Source organism: Cellulomonas sp. P4_B5_2 (assembly GCF_056402235.1).
Map to the genome: position 1 here is coordinate 1 of NZ_JBFUHU010000046.1, position 14,858 is coordinate 14,858.

Consider the following 14,858-nt stretch of genomic DNA (forward strand, 5'->3'; position numbering starts at 1 on the left):
CTTCGGGCGCGTGCACGACCGGTCGCTGCTCCTGCCGTTCGTCGAGCCGTACTTCGCAGCGCTCGAGTCCGCCTGGGCGGACAAGACGAACGAGATGGCGCAGAACATCGTCGTCGGCCTGTACCCGACCGAGCTGGCCGACGACGCCTCGGTGGACGTGCTCGGCGCGACGGACGCCTGGCTCGACGGCCACCCGGACGCCGCCCCCTCGCTGCGCCGGCTGGTGCTCGAGTCCCGCGACGGCGTGCGCCGTGCGCTGGCTGCGCAGCAGGCGGACCTCCGCCGCGCGTAGGTGTCGCGCCCCGACGGGCACGGTGCTCTCGCGTGAAGACTTCRTTGCGCCCGACGCGACCAAGTCTTCACGCGAGCACGGGGTTCAGCGGGTTCGGCGAGTTCAGCCGGGGAGGGTGGCCAGCCAGCGGCTCGCCTCGCGCGGGCTGCGCAGGCGGATGACCGGGATCGGGGACTCGGCCGCGAGCGCCGTGTAACGCAGTCGGTAGTGCTCATGGCGGGTCCAGGACCACAGGACGACGTTCTGGTCGGGGTCGCGACGCAGCAGGGAGCGCAGGTCCTCGCGGTTGCCGTGCCAGAGCTCGGTGCGCCGCAGCCCACGCCAGACCGTCCGGCGGACGACGCGCGACATCACCGTGCGGCGCGGGAAGTCGAGCCAGACGAACGCGTCGGGGTCCTGGAGCAACCCGTGCAGCTGGCTGGCCCAGTTCCCGTCGGTGACCCACCCGTCCGGCGACGAGCCCACGAACGCGCGGATCAGCGCGTGCGCCTCGTCCAGGTCCCGCTTGGTCCACCCCGCGTCCCAGAACACCGCGTCGAGCTCCAGGTGCGGCACGTCCAGCGCGGCGGCCACCCGAGCCGCGAACGTGGTCTTGCCCGAGCCGGTGTTGCCGACCACACGGATGCGGCGCAGCTGCTCGCTCATCCTCCGCTGTTGAGGACGGCCGCCAACGACCGCAGGCGCTGGTTGGTGAACAGGTCCTCCACGAGCACCACCCGCCCCGAGCTGTCCGCCAGCGGCACCTTCCAGTTCGGGTACTCCTGGTCGGTCCCGGGCTGGTTCTGCGCGCGACGCTCCCCCACCGCGTCGGCCAGCGAGACTCCCACCAGCACCGACGGGGTCGCCATGACGTAGCGGTGCAGGGCCTCGACGATCTCGCGCTCGGACGGGTCGTCGCCCACCAGCCCGCGGTCGTGCAGCACCGTGAGCATCTGGTCCCGCTCGGCCAGCGCCGCGGCGCGGACCACCTCGACCGGGTCGGTGAGCAGGCCCAGCCGCTCCCGGATGGACACGTGCTCGCCGGCCAGGTACCCCGCGGTGGGCGGCAGGTCGTGGGTGGTCACGGTGGCCAGCACCAGCGGCCGGTAGTGCTCGGGGGCCAGCGGTGCGCCGTGCATGTCCCGCTCGAACCAGAGCACCGACGTGCCGAGCATCCCCCGGTCGGACAGGTAGTCGCGCACCCACGGCTCGACCACGCCCAGGTCCTCCCCGATCACCACGGCTCCCGCGCGGTGCGCCTCGAGCGCCAGGATGCCGACGAGGGCCTCGTGGTCGTAGCGGACGTACGCGCCGTCCGCGGAGTCGGCGCCCTCGGGGATCCACCAGAGGCGGAACAGGCCGATCACGTGGTCGATGCGGATGGCCCCCGCGTGCCGCAGGACGGTGCGGAGCATGTCCCGGTACGGCCGGTACGCGGCACGCGCGAGCGCGTCGGGACGCCACGGCGGCTGCGACCAGTTCTGCCCCTGCTGGTTGTACATGTCCGGCGGGGCTCCGACGGTCGCGCCGCGGGCGAGCACGTCGCCCAGCGCCCACACGTCCGCGCCCTCCGGGTGCACGCCGACCGCGAGGTCGTGCATGATCCCGAGCGCCATGCCCCCGTCGAGCGCGGCGCGCTGAGCCGCGGCCAGCTGCTCGTCGGCGACCCACTGCAGCCACGTGTGGAACTCGACGCGCTCGGCCAGCTCGGTGCGGAGCCCGGTCACCAGGCTGGACGACGGGTCGAGCGCCTCGGCGGGCCACGGCGTCACGCCCTCGTACTTCTCCGCGAGCGCGCACCAGAGCGCGAACGTCTCGAGCCCGCTGCCCTCCTGCGCGACGAACGCGTCGAACGCCGCCTGCCGTGCGGCCGAGCGCGGGGCGGCGAACACGACCTCGAGCGCCGCGCGCTTGGCGGTCCAGGCGGCGTCGCGGTCGATCGGGCCGGCGTCGTCGTCCATGGCGAGCACCGGCTCGGCCGCCCACTCCACGAGGGCCCGGTCCGCTGACGACAGGTAGCCCGTCTCACGGACGTCCTCGACCCGGATGTACAGGGGGCTGACGAAGCGGCGGGTGGTCGGCAGGTACGGCGACGGGGTGAGCGGCACCGTGGGCTCGGCGGCGTGCAGCGGGTTGATGAGCAGGAAGTCGGCGTCGAGCTCGCGTCCGGCCAGCCACCCGATCTCGGCGAGGTCCGCGAGGTCACCGACCCCCCAGGACGCCCGCGAGCGCACCGAGTACAGCTGCGCCATGAGCCCCCAGGTCCGGCGCTCGCGCAGCGCCGGCGGGAGCTCCAGGCGGGACGGTGTCACGACGAGCGGGCTGTGCGCCGACGCGCTGGGCCCCTCGGAGACGATCTCGTGCCAGCCGAGCGGGAGGTCGGCGGGGAGGGTGAACGTGGCGCGGCCGACGAGCCGGCCGTCGACCGTGCGGGGGTCGACAGCGACGTCCGCCTGGGCGACCTCACGCCGACCACCCCCGACCTCGGGGTCCAGCTCGATCCACACCTGGACCGGGTCGCCGTGCGTGACGTGGACAGGCACGTGCGCCTGCCGACCCTCGCGGACGACGAGCACCGGCGGCAGCACGCGGCGCCACGGCATGTCCTCGACGTGGGCGATGGCCAGGTCGACGCGCTCGGGCGAGGAGGCGTCGACGCCGAGCGCCCCGAGCACCCCCTGCAGGGTGACGGCCGACGCGCGCTTGCTCCGGCCGTGGAAGTCCCAGTGGTCCGGGACCACCCCGTAGGCCCCCGCCAGGCGCAGAAGGGCGTCGGACGCGGTCCCCGGGTCGTCTGCCACACGCCGATCCTGCCAGAGCACTGTGCGCATACGCAGGACGGACGCTCCCGACTGCGTCACTCGCGCGCCCTCGCAGCCGGTCGTCGTAGCCTTGCGGACCATGACCGCACCCTCCCTGCGCACGTACCCGACCGCCCCTCGGACCGATCTCGTCGAGGACCTGCACGGGCACGCGGTCGCGGACCCGTTCCGCGCGCTGGAGGACGCGGACTCTGCGGAGACCGAGGCGTGGTCGGCGGCGCAGGACGACCTCTACGTGACCTACCGCGACACCCTGTCCGCCGCGGGGCCGTTCGCCGACACGGCTCTCACGGCGCGGCTGCAGGAGCTGCTCGGTGCCGGCTTCGTGAGCCCGCCCGCGTGGCGCGGGGAGCGGCGCTTCTTCTCCCGCCGGTCCGGCGACCAGGAGCACGCGGTGGTCGTCGTGGTCGACGGGGACGACGAGCGCGTGCTGCTCGACCCCATCGCGATCGACCCCGCGGGCACCACCACCCTGGACGCCTGGCAGCCGTCGAAGGAGGGCCACCTCGTCGCGTACCAGGTGTCCTCCGGCGGCACCGAGGAGAGCGTCCTGCACGTGCTCGACGTGGCCTCGGGCGAGCTGGTGGACGGCCCGATCGACCGCGCGCGGTACTCCCCCGTGGCGTGGCTGCCCGGCGGCGAGGCGTTCTACTACGTGCGCCGGCTCCCCCCGGGGGTGCTGCCGGAGGACGAGGCGCAGTACCACCGCCGCGTCTGGCTCCACCGGCTCGGCACCCCGGCCACGGACGACGTCGAGGTGTTCGGCGCGGGCCTCGACCACACCAACTACTACGGCGTGTCGGTCTCCCGCGACGGGCGCTGGCTGATCGTGTCGGCCTCCGCCGGCACGGCGCCGCGGACCGACGTGTGGATCGCCGACCTCTCGGCCGCCGACCTCGGCGCTCCGTCGTTCGTCGACGTCGCCGTCGGCCTGGATGCCGAGACCGGTGCATGGGTGGCCCGTGACGGGCGGCTGTACGTGCACACCAACCTGGACGCGCCCCGCGGGCGGATCGCGGTCACCGACCCGACGGCGCCGGGCGTCGAGCACTGGACCACCCTGCTCGCCGAGGACCCCACGGCGGTCCTCGAGGACGTGGCGTTCATCGACGGCGGCGGGGACGACACGACGCCGACCCTCCTGCTCGCGTCCTGGCGACGGCACTCCGTCTCCGAGGTCAGCGCGCACGACCCCCGGACCGGTCAGCGCCTCCCCGACGCGGTCACGCTGCCCGGGCTCGGCTCCATCTCGGGCCTCGCGACGCGACCCGACGGGGGCCCGGAGATCTGGTTCTCCTACACCGACCACACGACGCCCACGACTGTGCACCGGTTCGACGCGCGCACCGGCGAGACGACCCTGTGGGCGTCTCCTCCCGGGCTCGTCGCCGACCTCCCGGACGTCCGCGCGAGGCAGATCAAGGTGACCAGCCCCGACGGCACGACCGTGCGCGCGTTCGTCGTCGCGCGCACCGACGCGCTCGACGCCGAGGGGCGCCCCCTCGCCCCGGCGCCGACGATCCTCTACGGGTACGGCGGGTTCCAGATCTCCCTCGACCCGGCGTTCTCGGCGACCACGCTCGCGTGGGTGGAGGCCGGCGGCGTGTACGTCGTCGCCAACCTTCGCGGCGGTGGCGARGAGGGCGAGGAGTGGCACCGGGCCGGCATGCGGGCCCACAAGCAGAACGTGTTCGACGACTTCCACGCCGTCGGCGACCACCTCGTCGCGCAGGGCTGGACCACCCCGGACCAGCTGGCGTGCTGGGGCGGCTCCAACGGCGGCCTGCTCGTCGGCGCCGCGCTGACCCAGCGCCCCGACCTGTTCGCCGCCGTCGTCTGCTCGGCGCCCCTGCTCGACATGGTGCGCTACCAGCGGTTCGGCCTCGGGGTCACGTGGACCGAGGAGTACGGCGACGCCGACGACCCGACGGAGCTCGGCTGGCTGCTGGGCTACTCGCCCTACCACCGCGTGGTCGAGGGCACCGCGTACCCCGCCACCCTGTTCACGGTGTTCGAGGGCGACACCCGCGTGGACCCGCTGCACGCCCGCAAGCTCGCCGCGGCGCTGCAGGCCGCGACCAGCAGCGACCGGCCCGTCCTCGTCCGCCGCGAGCGCGGGGTCGGCCACGGCGGACGGGCGCTCTCGCGCACGATCGGGCTCACGGTCGAGCAGCTGCAGTTCGTCGCGGACCGCACGGGACTGGCCGGAGGTGGCGCGTGAGGGCCGCGGCGCAGTCGTGGAGCGAGTGGTTCCTCGGCATCCCGTTGCGGATCATCCTCATCGTCGCGATCAGCAGCATCGCGCTGTTTCTGCTCCGTCGCACGATCAGGACGATCACCAACCACGTCGCCGACGGGACGCCGTTCCTCGACCGGGGGATCCTGCGGCCCATCGGGGAGTCGGAGATGGGCGGCGTCCTGGCCAAGGCGAACCCGCTGTCCAGCGCCCGCCGTGCGCAGCGCGCCCGCACCCTCGGTTCGGTGCTGCGGTCGAGCGCCACGATCATCGTCGGGGGGATCGCCTTCTTCCTGATCCTGGACACGCTCGGGGTCAACATCGCCCCGTTCATCGCCTCGGCCGGCGTCATCGGCGTCGCGCTCGGGTTCGGCGCGCAGAGCCTGGTCAAGGACTTCCTCACGGGCCTGTTCATGCTGCTGGAGGACCAGTACGGCGTCGGCGACGTCGTGGACGTGGGACCCGCCAACGGCACTGTCGAGGCGGTCACGCTGCGGATCACCAAGATCCGCGACTCGGACGGCACCCTCTGGTACGTCCCGAACGGGACCATGCTGCGGGTCGGCAACAAGACGCAGGGCTGGGCGACCGCGGTCGTCGAGATCGACGTCGACTACTTCGCCGACCTCGACCAGGTCCGTGGACTGCTGGCGGAGGCGGCCTCGCGAGTGGTCAGGAACCCCGTCGTGGGCGCCCACGTCCTCGGCGAACCGACGATCACGGGCATCGAACGCCTCAGCGCGGATGCCGTGACGCTGCGGCTCAAGGTCAAGACGTCGCCGGCCATGCAGTGGGAGGTCGCACGCGAGCTGCGGACCGCGACGCGCGACGCCCTCGAGCGCGCCGACGTGCCGCTGGCGGGCCAGCGCGACCTCATGGCCACCCACCGTGCGTCGCTCGAGGCGCCGGGAGCTCCCACCGACTCCCCCGCTCCCCGGGACCCACGGAGCACTCCGCTCGACGACATGGTGGCCAACCGGGACGCTCGGGTCGCGGCGTCGGGGGTCGAACCAGTGCCGACGGAGGAACCGGCTCCGACCGACGAGCACTGACTGGTGGCGGGTTACGACCCGGGCGGGCCGTTGAGCACCGTGGGCACGTACTCGAGGAGCTGGATCCGGCCGTCGAACGTCCGGCTGTCGACCAGCTCCAGCCCGACGTCGGGGTACTGGTCGTAGATCCGCTCGCGCCCCGTGCTCCCGGTGATGACCGGGAAGACGACGACGCGGAAGCGGTCGACCAGCCCTGCCTCGAGCAGCGTCCGGCACACCGTCAGGCTGCCGATCGTGCGCAGCCCGGCGACGTCGTCGTCGGCCTTCATCAACCGGACAGCCTCGACGGGATCCTGGGCGACGAGGCGGGTGTTCGCCCAGGCCAGCGGTTCGCGGAGGGTCGTGGAGAACACCACCTTGGGCATCGCGGTCAGCTCGTCGACGCCTTCCGCGCCCGCCGCGGCGAACTGGGACATCAGCCGGTACGTGGTGGCGCCCATCAGGGTCGTCCAGTCGCGCTCCGGCGACTCCTGGAGCCAGGCCAGGTACTCGGGACCTTCGAGGCCCCACCACCCCGGCCAGCCCTCGGCCGACGCGTACCCGTCGAGCGAGGTGATGAAGTCGACCAACAGCTCTGCCATCAGGGCCTCCCGTGCTCGCGCTCGTCTCCACCGTGCACGCGGCGACCGCTGACGGCAAGAGCGAGCGGTCAGGCCCAGTCGATCAGAGGGTCCCCCGCGTGGACGGTCTCACCGTCGCCCACCAGCACTGTGAGCGCCTCGGGGTTCGCCTGGAGCGCGACGACCGGGCAGACGGTCTGCAGCCCGGCCGCGGAGACGTCGACCGGGGACCACGTCACGAGGCGGTCTCCGGCGCGGACGGTCTGACCGCCRTCGACGTGCAGCGTGAAGCCCTGCCCCGCCAGGCCGACGGTGTCGATGCCGAGGTGGACGAGGATCGTCCGTCCCTCGCTCAGCTCGAGCGCGAACGCGTGCGGGTGCAGGGCGCCGATCACGCCGTCCGCGGGCGCCAGCACGGTCTGGGTCTGCACGTGCTGCGGCTCGATGGCCACACCGGGGCCGACCATGCCCTCCGCGAAGACCGGGTCGGGCACGGCCGAGACGGGCCGGACGACGCCGGTCAGCGGGCTCAGCAGCCGCAGGGTGGTCATCCGTCGCGCCCGGGGCCGCGGCGGCCGGTCAGCGCAGGCTGTCGAGCTCGGCGGCGAGGTTGTCGGCCTCGGGGCCGACGATCACCTGGACGATGCGGCCCGAGCGCACCACGCCGAACGCGCCGCTGGCCTTCAGCGCCGCCTCGTCGACCAGATGGGCATCGCTCACCTCGACGCGGAGCCGGGTGATGCACGGCTCGAGGTCGACGACGTTCCCGTCGCCGCCCAGCGCTGCGAGGATCTGCTCTGCCTTGCTCAATGGAACTCCCCAGCTCGACCGGCGCCGATCTGCGCCAAGGGCCAGCGTAACCCTGGCACACCGTCCGCAGCCTCGCAGTGCCGGACGGTGCGTGCCGGGTGGCGTGGGCGGACACCGAGGGACCACACTGCCGTCAGGTCGAACGAGGAGGTGCGCCCAGTGGGGCCAGTGCGCCAGTCATCCCCCACGGTCATCGCCGGGATCGGGGTGAGCCCAGGACGCGTGGTCGCTCCAGCCGTGCTCATGCCCGACCCGATCGCGGAACCGCCCTCCGGACGACGTCTGCCACCCGGCACCGACTACGCCGCAGAGGCGAAGCGGATCGCCGCGGCGTCCGAGGTGGTCCGCGCCGCGCTCGACGCCGCCGCCGACCGTGCCGACGGCGACAGCGCCGACCTCCTGCACGCCACCGCGGCGATCGCCGCGGACCCGACGCTCGTCGCCGACGCCGAGCGGCGCGTCCTCGACGACCGGCTGGTGCCGGAGCGCGCCGTCTGGGAGGCTGCCGAGGCGGTCGCGGAGCAGTTCGAGGCGCTCGGTGGGTACTTCGCGGAGCGCGTGCGCGACATCGCCGACGTCCGCGACCGGCTCGTCGCGGAGCTCATCGGCCGAGCCGCCCCGGGCGTGCCGGCGCACGAGACGCCGTTCGTCCTGGTCGCCGCGGACCTGGCGCCGGCCGTCGTCGCGACGCTCGACACCGAGCGGGTGCTCGCCATCGTCACCGGCGCCGGCGGGCCCACCTCGCACACGGCGATCCTGGCGCGCTCCCGCGGCATCCCCGCGGTCGTCGCGGCCCGTGGCGTCGAGGCGGCCGTGGTGGCCGAGGGGCTCGTGCTGGTGGACGGCGCGGCGGGGACGGTGACCGTCGACCCCACGGACGAGCAGGTGGCGGCTGCGCTGGCCCTCGCCGCGCAGGTCCGCACGTTCGACGGGCACGGGCACACCGCCGACGGGCACCATGTCGAGCTGCTGGCGAACGTGGGTGACCCGTCCGACGCGGCACCGGCCGCCGCCGCGGGTGCCGAGGGCGTCGGGCTGTTCCGGACCGAGTTCGGGTTCCTCGACCGCGACGAGGCCCCGAGCATCGACGAGCAGGTCACGGCCTACCGCCGCGTGCTGGCTGCGTTCCCCGGGCGCAAGGTCGTGGTGCGCACGCTCGACGCCGGCGCCGACAAGCCCCTGCCGTTCCTCGCCGGCGACCCGGAGATCAACCCCGCGCTGGGTGTCCGCGGCCTGCGGACCGCCGAGCGCCACCCCGAGGTGCTCGAGGACCAGCTGACCGCGATCGCCCGGGCCGCCGCCGCCGAGACCGCCGAGGTCTGGGTGATGGCCCCGATGGTGTCCACGGTCGACGAGGCCCAGCGGTTCGTCGCCGCCTGCGCGGCCCACGGGCTGCCGGTGGCCGGCGTGATGATCGAGGTACCGAGCGCGGCACTGCTGGCCGGGCCGATCCTGGCGCACGCCGCGTTCGCCAGCATCGGCACCAACGACCTCACCCAGTACGCGATGGCCGCGGACCGGTTGCTCGGCGCCGTCGCGGAGCTGTCGGACCCGTGGCAGCCCGCGGTCCTGCACCTCGTGGCCGCGGCCTGCCGGGGGGGCGCGCAGCAGGGTCGGCCGGTGGGCGTCTGCGGCGAGGCCGCAGCCAACCCCGCGCTCGCCGTGGTGCTGGTGGGACTGGGGGTCTCCTCCCTGTCGATGACACCGCGCGCCCTGCCCGACGTCGCCGCGCTGCTGGCGGTGACCCCGCTCGACGAGTGCCGCCGGCTGGCGCAGCTCGCGCTCGGCACGTCCAGCGCGGCCGACGCGCGGGCCGTCGTGCGCGCGGGCCTGCCGGTGCTGGAGGAGCTGGGGCTCTGAGCGCGCGTGTGAGGATGTCGGCGTGAGATCCGACTCCTTCTACGCGGCGATCGGTGGGCACGAGACGTTCGTGCGGCTGGTCGACGAGTTCTACCGCGGCGTGGCCGACGACCCGGTGCTGCGCCCCATGTACCCCGAGCAGGACCTCGGCCCGGCCGCCGAGCGGCTGACGCTCTTCCTCGAGCAGTACTGGGGCGGCCCGACCACGTACTCCGACGAGCGTGGGCATCCTCGACTGCGCATGCGGCACGCGCCCTTCAAGGTCAACCCCGACGCGCGTGACCGCTGGCTCCTGCACATGCGGGCCGCGGTCGACAGCCTGGACCTTGCGCCGATGCACCACGCGGAGCTCTGGGACTACCTCGAGCGGGCCGCGCACTCGATGCTCAACACCTTCGACGACTGAGTCCGCTGCGACCGACGTCACGCCGTGCGGACACCTTTCGGGTGCCGCCCGTCGTGAGACGCTGCCGTCCATGACGATCGAGCCCGACCCGACCGCCCCCGTGCTCGACATCCTGCGGCTGGAGGAGGACCCCGGCACGCCGGACCAGTTCACCGGTCGCAGCCTGCCGCAGCCAAGCGGGCGCGTCTTCGGCGGTCAGGTGCTCGCGCAGGCGCTCCTCGCCGCCGGGCGGACGGTCACGGACGGCCGGCTCCCCCACTCGCTGCACGGCTACTTCCTGCGCGCCGGTGACGTGCGCGAGCCCATCACCTTCGCGGTCGAGCGGCTGCGGGACGGACGGTCGTTCAGCGCCCGGCGGACGCACGCGCTGCAGGGTGGCGAGGCGATCCTGTCGATGATCACGTCCTTCCAGGAGCAGCAGCCCGGCCTCGACTACGCCGACCCGATGCCGGCCGGGATCCCCGGGCCCGACGAGGTGCCGTCCGCGCTGGAGCTGCTCGGTGGGATCGACCACCCGGTAGCCAAGTTCTGGACGCAGGAGGCGGCGTTCGACGTCCGGCACGTCGACGGGGCGATCTACCTCGGCCCGCCCACGAAGGCGACCGGTCAGCAGGCCGTGTGGTTCCGGTCGCGAGGACCGGTGCCCGACGACCAGCTGCTGCACCGCGCGCTCCTGGCCTACGCGTGCGACCAGGTGATGCTCGAGCCGATCCTGCGCCGGGCGGGCCGCTCGTGGGTCACCCGCGGGCTGTCGATCGCGTCGCTCGACCACGCCATGTGGTGGCACCGGGACGTCCGCGTCGACGACTGGCTCCGGTACGTGCAGTCCACGCCGAGCGCGCAGGGCGGTCGCGGGCTCGGGGCCGCGCGGGTGTTCACGCAGGACGGGACGCTCGTCGCTTCGGTGGCCCAGGAAGGCATGGTCCGCTTCCCCGACTGACGCTCACCGCGCGGACTCAGACCGGCCGGGCGACACTTCCGGCATGGTTCGCCTGCGCCGCGTCCGCATCGACGCCCCCGGCTGGTCGCGACGTCGAGCCGGTCGGGGGTTCGTCTACCTCGACCTCGACAAGGTCCGGATCGTCGACGAGAAGCACCTCGAGCGGATCACGACGCTCGCGATCCCGCCGGCGTGGCGCGAGGTGTGGATCAGCCCCTGGCCCAACGGCCACATCCAGGCGGCGGGACTCGACGACGCCGAGCGCCGGCAGTACCTGTACCACCAGCAGTGGACCGTGCGTCGGGGTCGTCTCAAGCACGACCACGTGCTCGACGTCGCCCGTCGTCTGCCCGCAGCCCGACGACGCGTCCGGGCGGACCTCGCGCTCGAGGGCATGCCGCGCCAGAAGGTGCTCGCGCTGGCGTTCCGGCTGCTCGACCTCGCCTACCTGCGGGTGGGCGGCGAGGGGTACGCGCTCCAGCACGGCTCGTACGGGTTGGCGACCCTGCTGCGGTCGCACGTCCGCGTCCTGGCACCCGAGAACGAGGGAGACCCCGGCCGCGTGCACCTGAACTTCCCCGCCAAGTCGGGCCAGGTCCGGGACACGGTGGTCGAGGACGACGACGTCGCGGCCCTGGTGCGGACGTTGACCCGGAGGCGGGACGACGGCCCGGAGCTCCTGGCCTGGCGCGACGACGACGGCGGGTGGCACGACGTGACCAGCGCGGACGTCGGCGCCTACGTCAAGCGGCAGCTGGGCGAGGACGCCACCCCGAAGGACTTCCGCACGTGGCACGCGACCGTGCTCGCCGCGCGCGGGCTGGCCGACGCCGGTGCGCCCCCGGCGTCCGAGCGCGCCCGCCGCCGCGTGGTCACCGACGTCGTGCGTGCGGTGGCCGAGGAGCTGGGCAACACGCCCGCCGTGTGCCGGGCGTCCTACATCGACCCCAGGGTCGTCGAGCTCTGGGAGCGGGGCTCGACCATCCGCCCGACCCGATCGCAGGCCGTCGCGGAGCGGCAGACGCTCGCGTTGCTGAGCGGCGGCTGAGGATCCGGCGCGACCGGGTGCGGGTCCGCGCCAGGCACCGCAGACTTCCCAGATGGCCACTGCCCCGGACGACCTCCTGCCCGCGCCGGTCGCGGAGACCCTCGAGGGCCTGGTGCCCGGACTCGGTCCGGACGGGCGCCCGCGCGCCGACGCCCCTCTCGTCGCCGTCACCGGTGTCACCGGCTACGTGGGCGGACGACTGGTCCCGGAGCTGCTCGCGGCCGGCTACCGCGTGCGAGCGGTCGCCCGGCACCCCGACCGGCTTCGGGGACGCCCCTGGTACGCCGACGTGGAGGTCGCAGCCGCCGACGCGGCGGACCCCGAGCAGATCCGCGCCGCTCTGGAGGGCACGCAGATCGCGTACTACCTGATCCACTCGCTGGGCTCCGGGCGCAGCTTCGAGTCGACCGACCGGCACACCGCGCTCGTCTTCGGGCAGGCGGCGCGCGAGGCGGGGGTCGAGCGGATCGTCTACCTCGGCGGCCTCTACCCCGAGGGCGAGGACCTCTCCCCGCACCTGGCGTCCCGCACCGAGGTGGGCGAGATCCTGCTGGCCAGCGGCGTCCCGACGACGGTGCTGCGGGCGGCGGTCATCCTCGGGTCGGGCTCGGCGTCGTTCGAGATGATGCGCTACCTCACCGAGCGCCTGCCGGCGATGACCGTGCCGCGCTGGGTGGAGAACCGCATCCAGCCGATCGCCATCCGGGACGTCCTGCGCTACCTCGTCGGCTCCGCGACGATGCCCGCCGAGGTCAGCCGCGGGTTCGACATCGGTGGCCCGGACGTCCTGACCTACCGCGACATGATGCAGCGCTACGCCGCCGCGTCCGGGCTGCACCGACGGGTCATCGTCGGCGTCCCCGTGCTGACCCCGAAGCTGTCCAGCCTCTGGGTGTCGCTGGTGACCCCGGTGCCCGGCGGCCTCGCGCGTCCGCTGGTCGAGTCGCTGGTGCACGAGGTGGTCTGCGACGAGCACGACATCGCCGAGCACGTGCCCGACCCGCCCGGTGGTCTCATCGGCTTCGACCGCGCGGTGCGGCTGGCCCTGCAGCGCGTGCAGGACGCGGCCGTCACCACGCGGTGGTCGTCGGCCTCCGTGCCGGGCGCGCCCAGCGACCCGCTGCCGAGCGACCCGGACTGGGCCGGCGGCTCGCTGTTCGTCGACGAGCGCCAGGTCACCGTCGACGCCTCCCCCGCGGCGCTGTGGCGGGTGCTCGAGGCCGTCGGGGGCGAGCGCGGCTGGTACTCGTGGGGGCTGGCGTGGCGCGTCCGCGGGCTGGCCGACCGGCTCGTGGGCGGTCCGGGGCTGCGTCGTGGTCGTCGGGACCCGCTCCAGCTGCTGGTGGACGACGCCGTCGACTTCTGGCGCGTCGAGGCCATCGAGGAGGGTCGGCTGCTCCGGCTGCGCGCGGAGATGCGCGTCCCCGGGCTGGCGTGGCTGGAGCTGCGCGTCGAGCCGACGGGCACGTCCGACGCTGCCCCGACCGTCTTCTCGCAGCGCGCGCTGTTCCACCCGAAGGGCCTGCTCGGGCAGCTTTACTGGTGGTCCGTGTACCCGTTCCACGGGATCGTCTTCGGCGGGATGCAGCGGAACATCGCCCGCGCGGCGGAGACCGCCGAGCGCGCCCGCACCGACCGACGGGTCAGCGCCGCCGGCGGATCGTGACCGGCTCCTCGACGAAGTCGGACCACGCCGCGCGCTGCTCGGCTCCGATGCGTCGCGGGGCTCCCGTCGCCGCGTCGACCAGCACCAACGTGGTCAGAGCGCGCGCGTACGTGACGCGCTCGGGGCCGACGTCTCCCGCGTCGCGCACCTCGTAGCAGACGTCCAGGCTGGCCCCGCCGAGGTGGCCCAGCCACATCTCCACGACCACCGGGGTCCTGCGGTAGCCCAGCGGCTTGAGGTACTCGATCTCCTGACGCGCGACGAGCGTGGACAGCTCGGCGCCCGGACCCGCGTCGAGCACCGCCGTCGGCCAGGCGCTCTCCACCCGGCTGCCGTCGGGCGCCACCGGGTGGCTCCAGAACGCCTCGATCCGCGCCTCCTCCAGCAGCCGGAGCATCTCGACGTTGTTCACGTGCTGGTAGGCGTCCATGTCCGACCAGCGCAGCTGCACGGGGACCTCGAGGCGAGTCATGCGCTCGATCCTAGGAGCGGTCAGGCCGCAGCCTTCGACGCCGCCGCGCGGCACCGCGCCAACGCGTCCATCTCGGCGGCGACCGGCCCGATGACGTGGTCGTTGACCGCCGCCGCCACGGACGCACCCAGGCGCCGGCGCGCCGTCGCTGCACGGCTGCGCCCCGCGACCACCCCGACGAGCCAGCCGAGTCCGGCGACGAGCAGTCCCGCGGCGACCCCGCCGAGCAGCAGGAGCGTCGGCGCGGGCACCCCCCACCACATCGGCGTCACGGGCGCGGGCAGCTGCAGCCACGCCATGGCGGCCAGCGTGATGAGCCAGCCCAGCCCCGCGACGGCCACCGCCAGGAGCACCCACTGCAGGAACGCGAGCACCCGCCACGTCCACGGCACCCGGACCGCGCCGACGGGCACCCGCACCACGGTCCGGTCGAGCACGTCGTCGAGGTCCACGTCGGCCGCCCGGGACCGCGCAGCGAGGACCCAGTGGTCCGGCGCTCCCGCCGTGGCCGCGTCCACGTAGGTGCGCACCGCGCTGAGCGCCGCGGCTCGTTCTCCCGCCGCGGGCGCCGGGCGGGACGAGCGCAGCAGGTCGTCCTGCCCCGCCCGGAGCCGGTCCCGCCCCAGTCCGAGGCGTCGCAGGGGGTCCGGACGCAGCTGCGCGACCCACCGCGTCACCGGCCACCCGGTCGCGGCGCGCGCCGACCGCTTGGTGG

13 protein-coding genes and 2 pseudogenes are annotated in these 14,858 nt (G+C 74.2%); 8 read left to right on the plus strand and 7 right to left on the minus strand.

The genetic code is table 11. The features are described 5' to 3' along the window. A pseudogene (locus AC1DUQ_RS04975) lies at positions 1 to 292 on the plus strand (aminopeptidase N); the annotation flags it as partial. A gap of 102 nt (positions 293 to 394) precedes the next feature. Here AC1DUQ_RS04975 and AC1DUQ_RS04980 read toward each other — a convergent pair. Together AC1DUQ_RS04980 and malQ are read right to left on the minus strand one after the other, a co-directional pair. Next, positions 395 to 937: a P-loop NTPase family protein gene (locus AC1DUQ_RS04980; protein ID WP_477062732.1), complete on the minus strand. Its 543-nt coding sequence runs from the start codon at positions 935 to 937 to the stop codon at positions 395 to 397. Then, the gene (malQ, locus tag AC1DUQ_RS04985; protein ID WP_477062733.1) at positions 934 to 3,072 is read right to left on the minus strand and encodes a 4-alpha-glucanotransferase; all 2,139 of its coding nucleotides are present in this window, start codon (positions 3,070 to 3,072) and stop codon (positions 934 to 936) included. The genes AC1DUQ_RS04980 and malQ overlap by 4 nt, the downstream gene beginning before the upstream one ends. A gap of 100 nt (positions 3,073 to 3,172) precedes the next feature. Between malQ and AC1DUQ_RS04990 the strand changes: the two genes are divergently transcribed. Further along, positions 3,173 to 5,314, plus strand: a complete 2,142-nt coding sequence (locus AC1DUQ_RS04990; protein ID WP_477062734.1) for a prolyl oligopeptidase family serine peptidase — start codon at positions 3,173 to 3,175, stop codon at positions 5,312 to 5,314. Next, on the plus strand, positions 5,311 to 6,381 hold the full coding sequence (locus tag AC1DUQ_RS04995; RefSeq protein ID WP_477062735.1) for a mechanosensitive ion channel family protein: 1,071 nt from the start codon (positions 5,311 to 5,313) through the stop codon (positions 6,379 to 6,381). The genes AC1DUQ_RS04990 and AC1DUQ_RS04995 overlap by 4 nt, the downstream gene beginning before the upstream one ends. Before the next feature lie 11 nt (positions 6,382 to 6,392). Here the strand turns inward: AC1DUQ_RS04995 and AC1DUQ_RS05000 are convergent, their stop codons facing one another. The 3 genes from AC1DUQ_RS05000 to AC1DUQ_RS05010 form a co-directional block, all read right to left on the minus strand. Continuing rightward, on the minus strand, positions 6,393 to 6,962 hold the full coding sequence (locus AC1DUQ_RS05000; RefSeq protein WP_477062736.1) for a dihydrofolate reductase family protein: 570 nt from the start codon (positions 6,960 to 6,962) through the stop codon (positions 6,393 to 6,395). Between the two features lie 68 nt (positions 6,963 to 7,030). Further along, positions 7,031 to 7,492 (minus strand): PTS sugar transporter subunit IIA, encoded by a 462-nt coding sequence (locus AC1DUQ_RS05005; RefSeq protein WP_477062737.1) that lies wholly within the window; start codon positions 7,490 to 7,492, stop codon positions 7,031 to 7,033. A 28-nt stretch (positions 7,493 to 7,520) separates the two neighbouring features. Beyond that, the gene (locus AC1DUQ_RS05010) at positions 7,521 to 7,751 is read right to left on the minus strand and encodes a PTS sugar transporter subunit IIB (RefSeq protein WP_056092748.1); all 231 of its coding nucleotides are present in this window, start codon (positions 7,749 to 7,751) and stop codon (positions 7,521 to 7,523) included. A gap of 168 nt (positions 7,752 to 7,919) precedes the next feature. On the opposite strand from AC1DUQ_RS05010, the gene ptsP reads away from it, so the two are divergent. The 5 genes from ptsP (at position 7,920) to AC1DUQ_RS05035 (ending at position 13,671) form a co-directional block, all read left to right on the plus strand. After that, positions 7,920 to 9,611 (plus strand): phosphoenolpyruvate--protein phosphotransferase, encoded by a 1,692-nt coding sequence (ptsP, locus tag AC1DUQ_RS05015; RefSeq protein WP_477062738.1) that lies wholly within the window; start codon positions 7,920 to 7,922, stop codon positions 9,609 to 9,611. A gap of 22 nt (positions 9,612 to 9,633) precedes the next feature. Continuing rightward, positions 9,634 to 10,017 (plus strand): globin, encoded by a 384-nt coding sequence (locus tag AC1DUQ_RS05020; RefSeq protein ID WP_421740609.1) that lies wholly within the window; start codon positions 9,634 to 9,636, stop codon positions 10,015 to 10,017. 70 nt (positions 10,018 to 10,087) lie between these two features. Continuing rightward, positions 10,088 to 10,957, plus strand: a complete 870-nt coding sequence (locus AC1DUQ_RS05025) for an acyl-CoA thioesterase (RefSeq protein ID WP_477073473.1) — start codon at positions 10,088 to 10,090, stop codon at positions 10,955 to 10,957. 43 nt (positions 10,958 to 11,000) lie between these two features. Further along, complete coding sequence (locus tag AC1DUQ_RS05030; RefSeq protein ID WP_477062740.1) at positions 11,001 to 12,005, plus strand: DNA topoisomerase IB; 1,005 nt, start codon at positions 11,001 to 11,003, stop codon at positions 12,003 to 12,005. A gap of 52 nt (positions 12,006 to 12,057) precedes the next feature. Next, complete coding sequence (locus tag AC1DUQ_RS05035) at positions 12,058 to 13,671, plus strand: SDR family oxidoreductase (RefSeq protein ID WP_477062741.1); 1,614 nt, start codon at positions 12,058 to 12,060, stop codon at positions 13,669 to 13,671. Here AC1DUQ_RS05035 and AC1DUQ_RS05040 read toward each other — a convergent pair. Both AC1DUQ_RS05040 and AC1DUQ_RS05045 read right to left on the minus strand, forming a co-directional pair. Beyond that, positions 13,649 to 14,143: an acyl-CoA thioesterase gene (locus AC1DUQ_RS05040; RefSeq protein ID WP_477062742.1), complete on the minus strand. Its 495-nt coding sequence runs from the start codon at positions 14,141 to 14,143 to the stop codon at positions 13,649 to 13,651. The two genes, AC1DUQ_RS05035 and AC1DUQ_RS05040, sit on opposite strands and share 23 nt — an antisense overlap. A 20-nt stretch (positions 14,144 to 14,163) precedes the next feature. Continuing rightward, a pseudogene (locus AC1DUQ_RS05045) lies at positions 14,164 to 14,858 on the minus strand (GTP-binding protein HSR1); the annotation flags it as partial.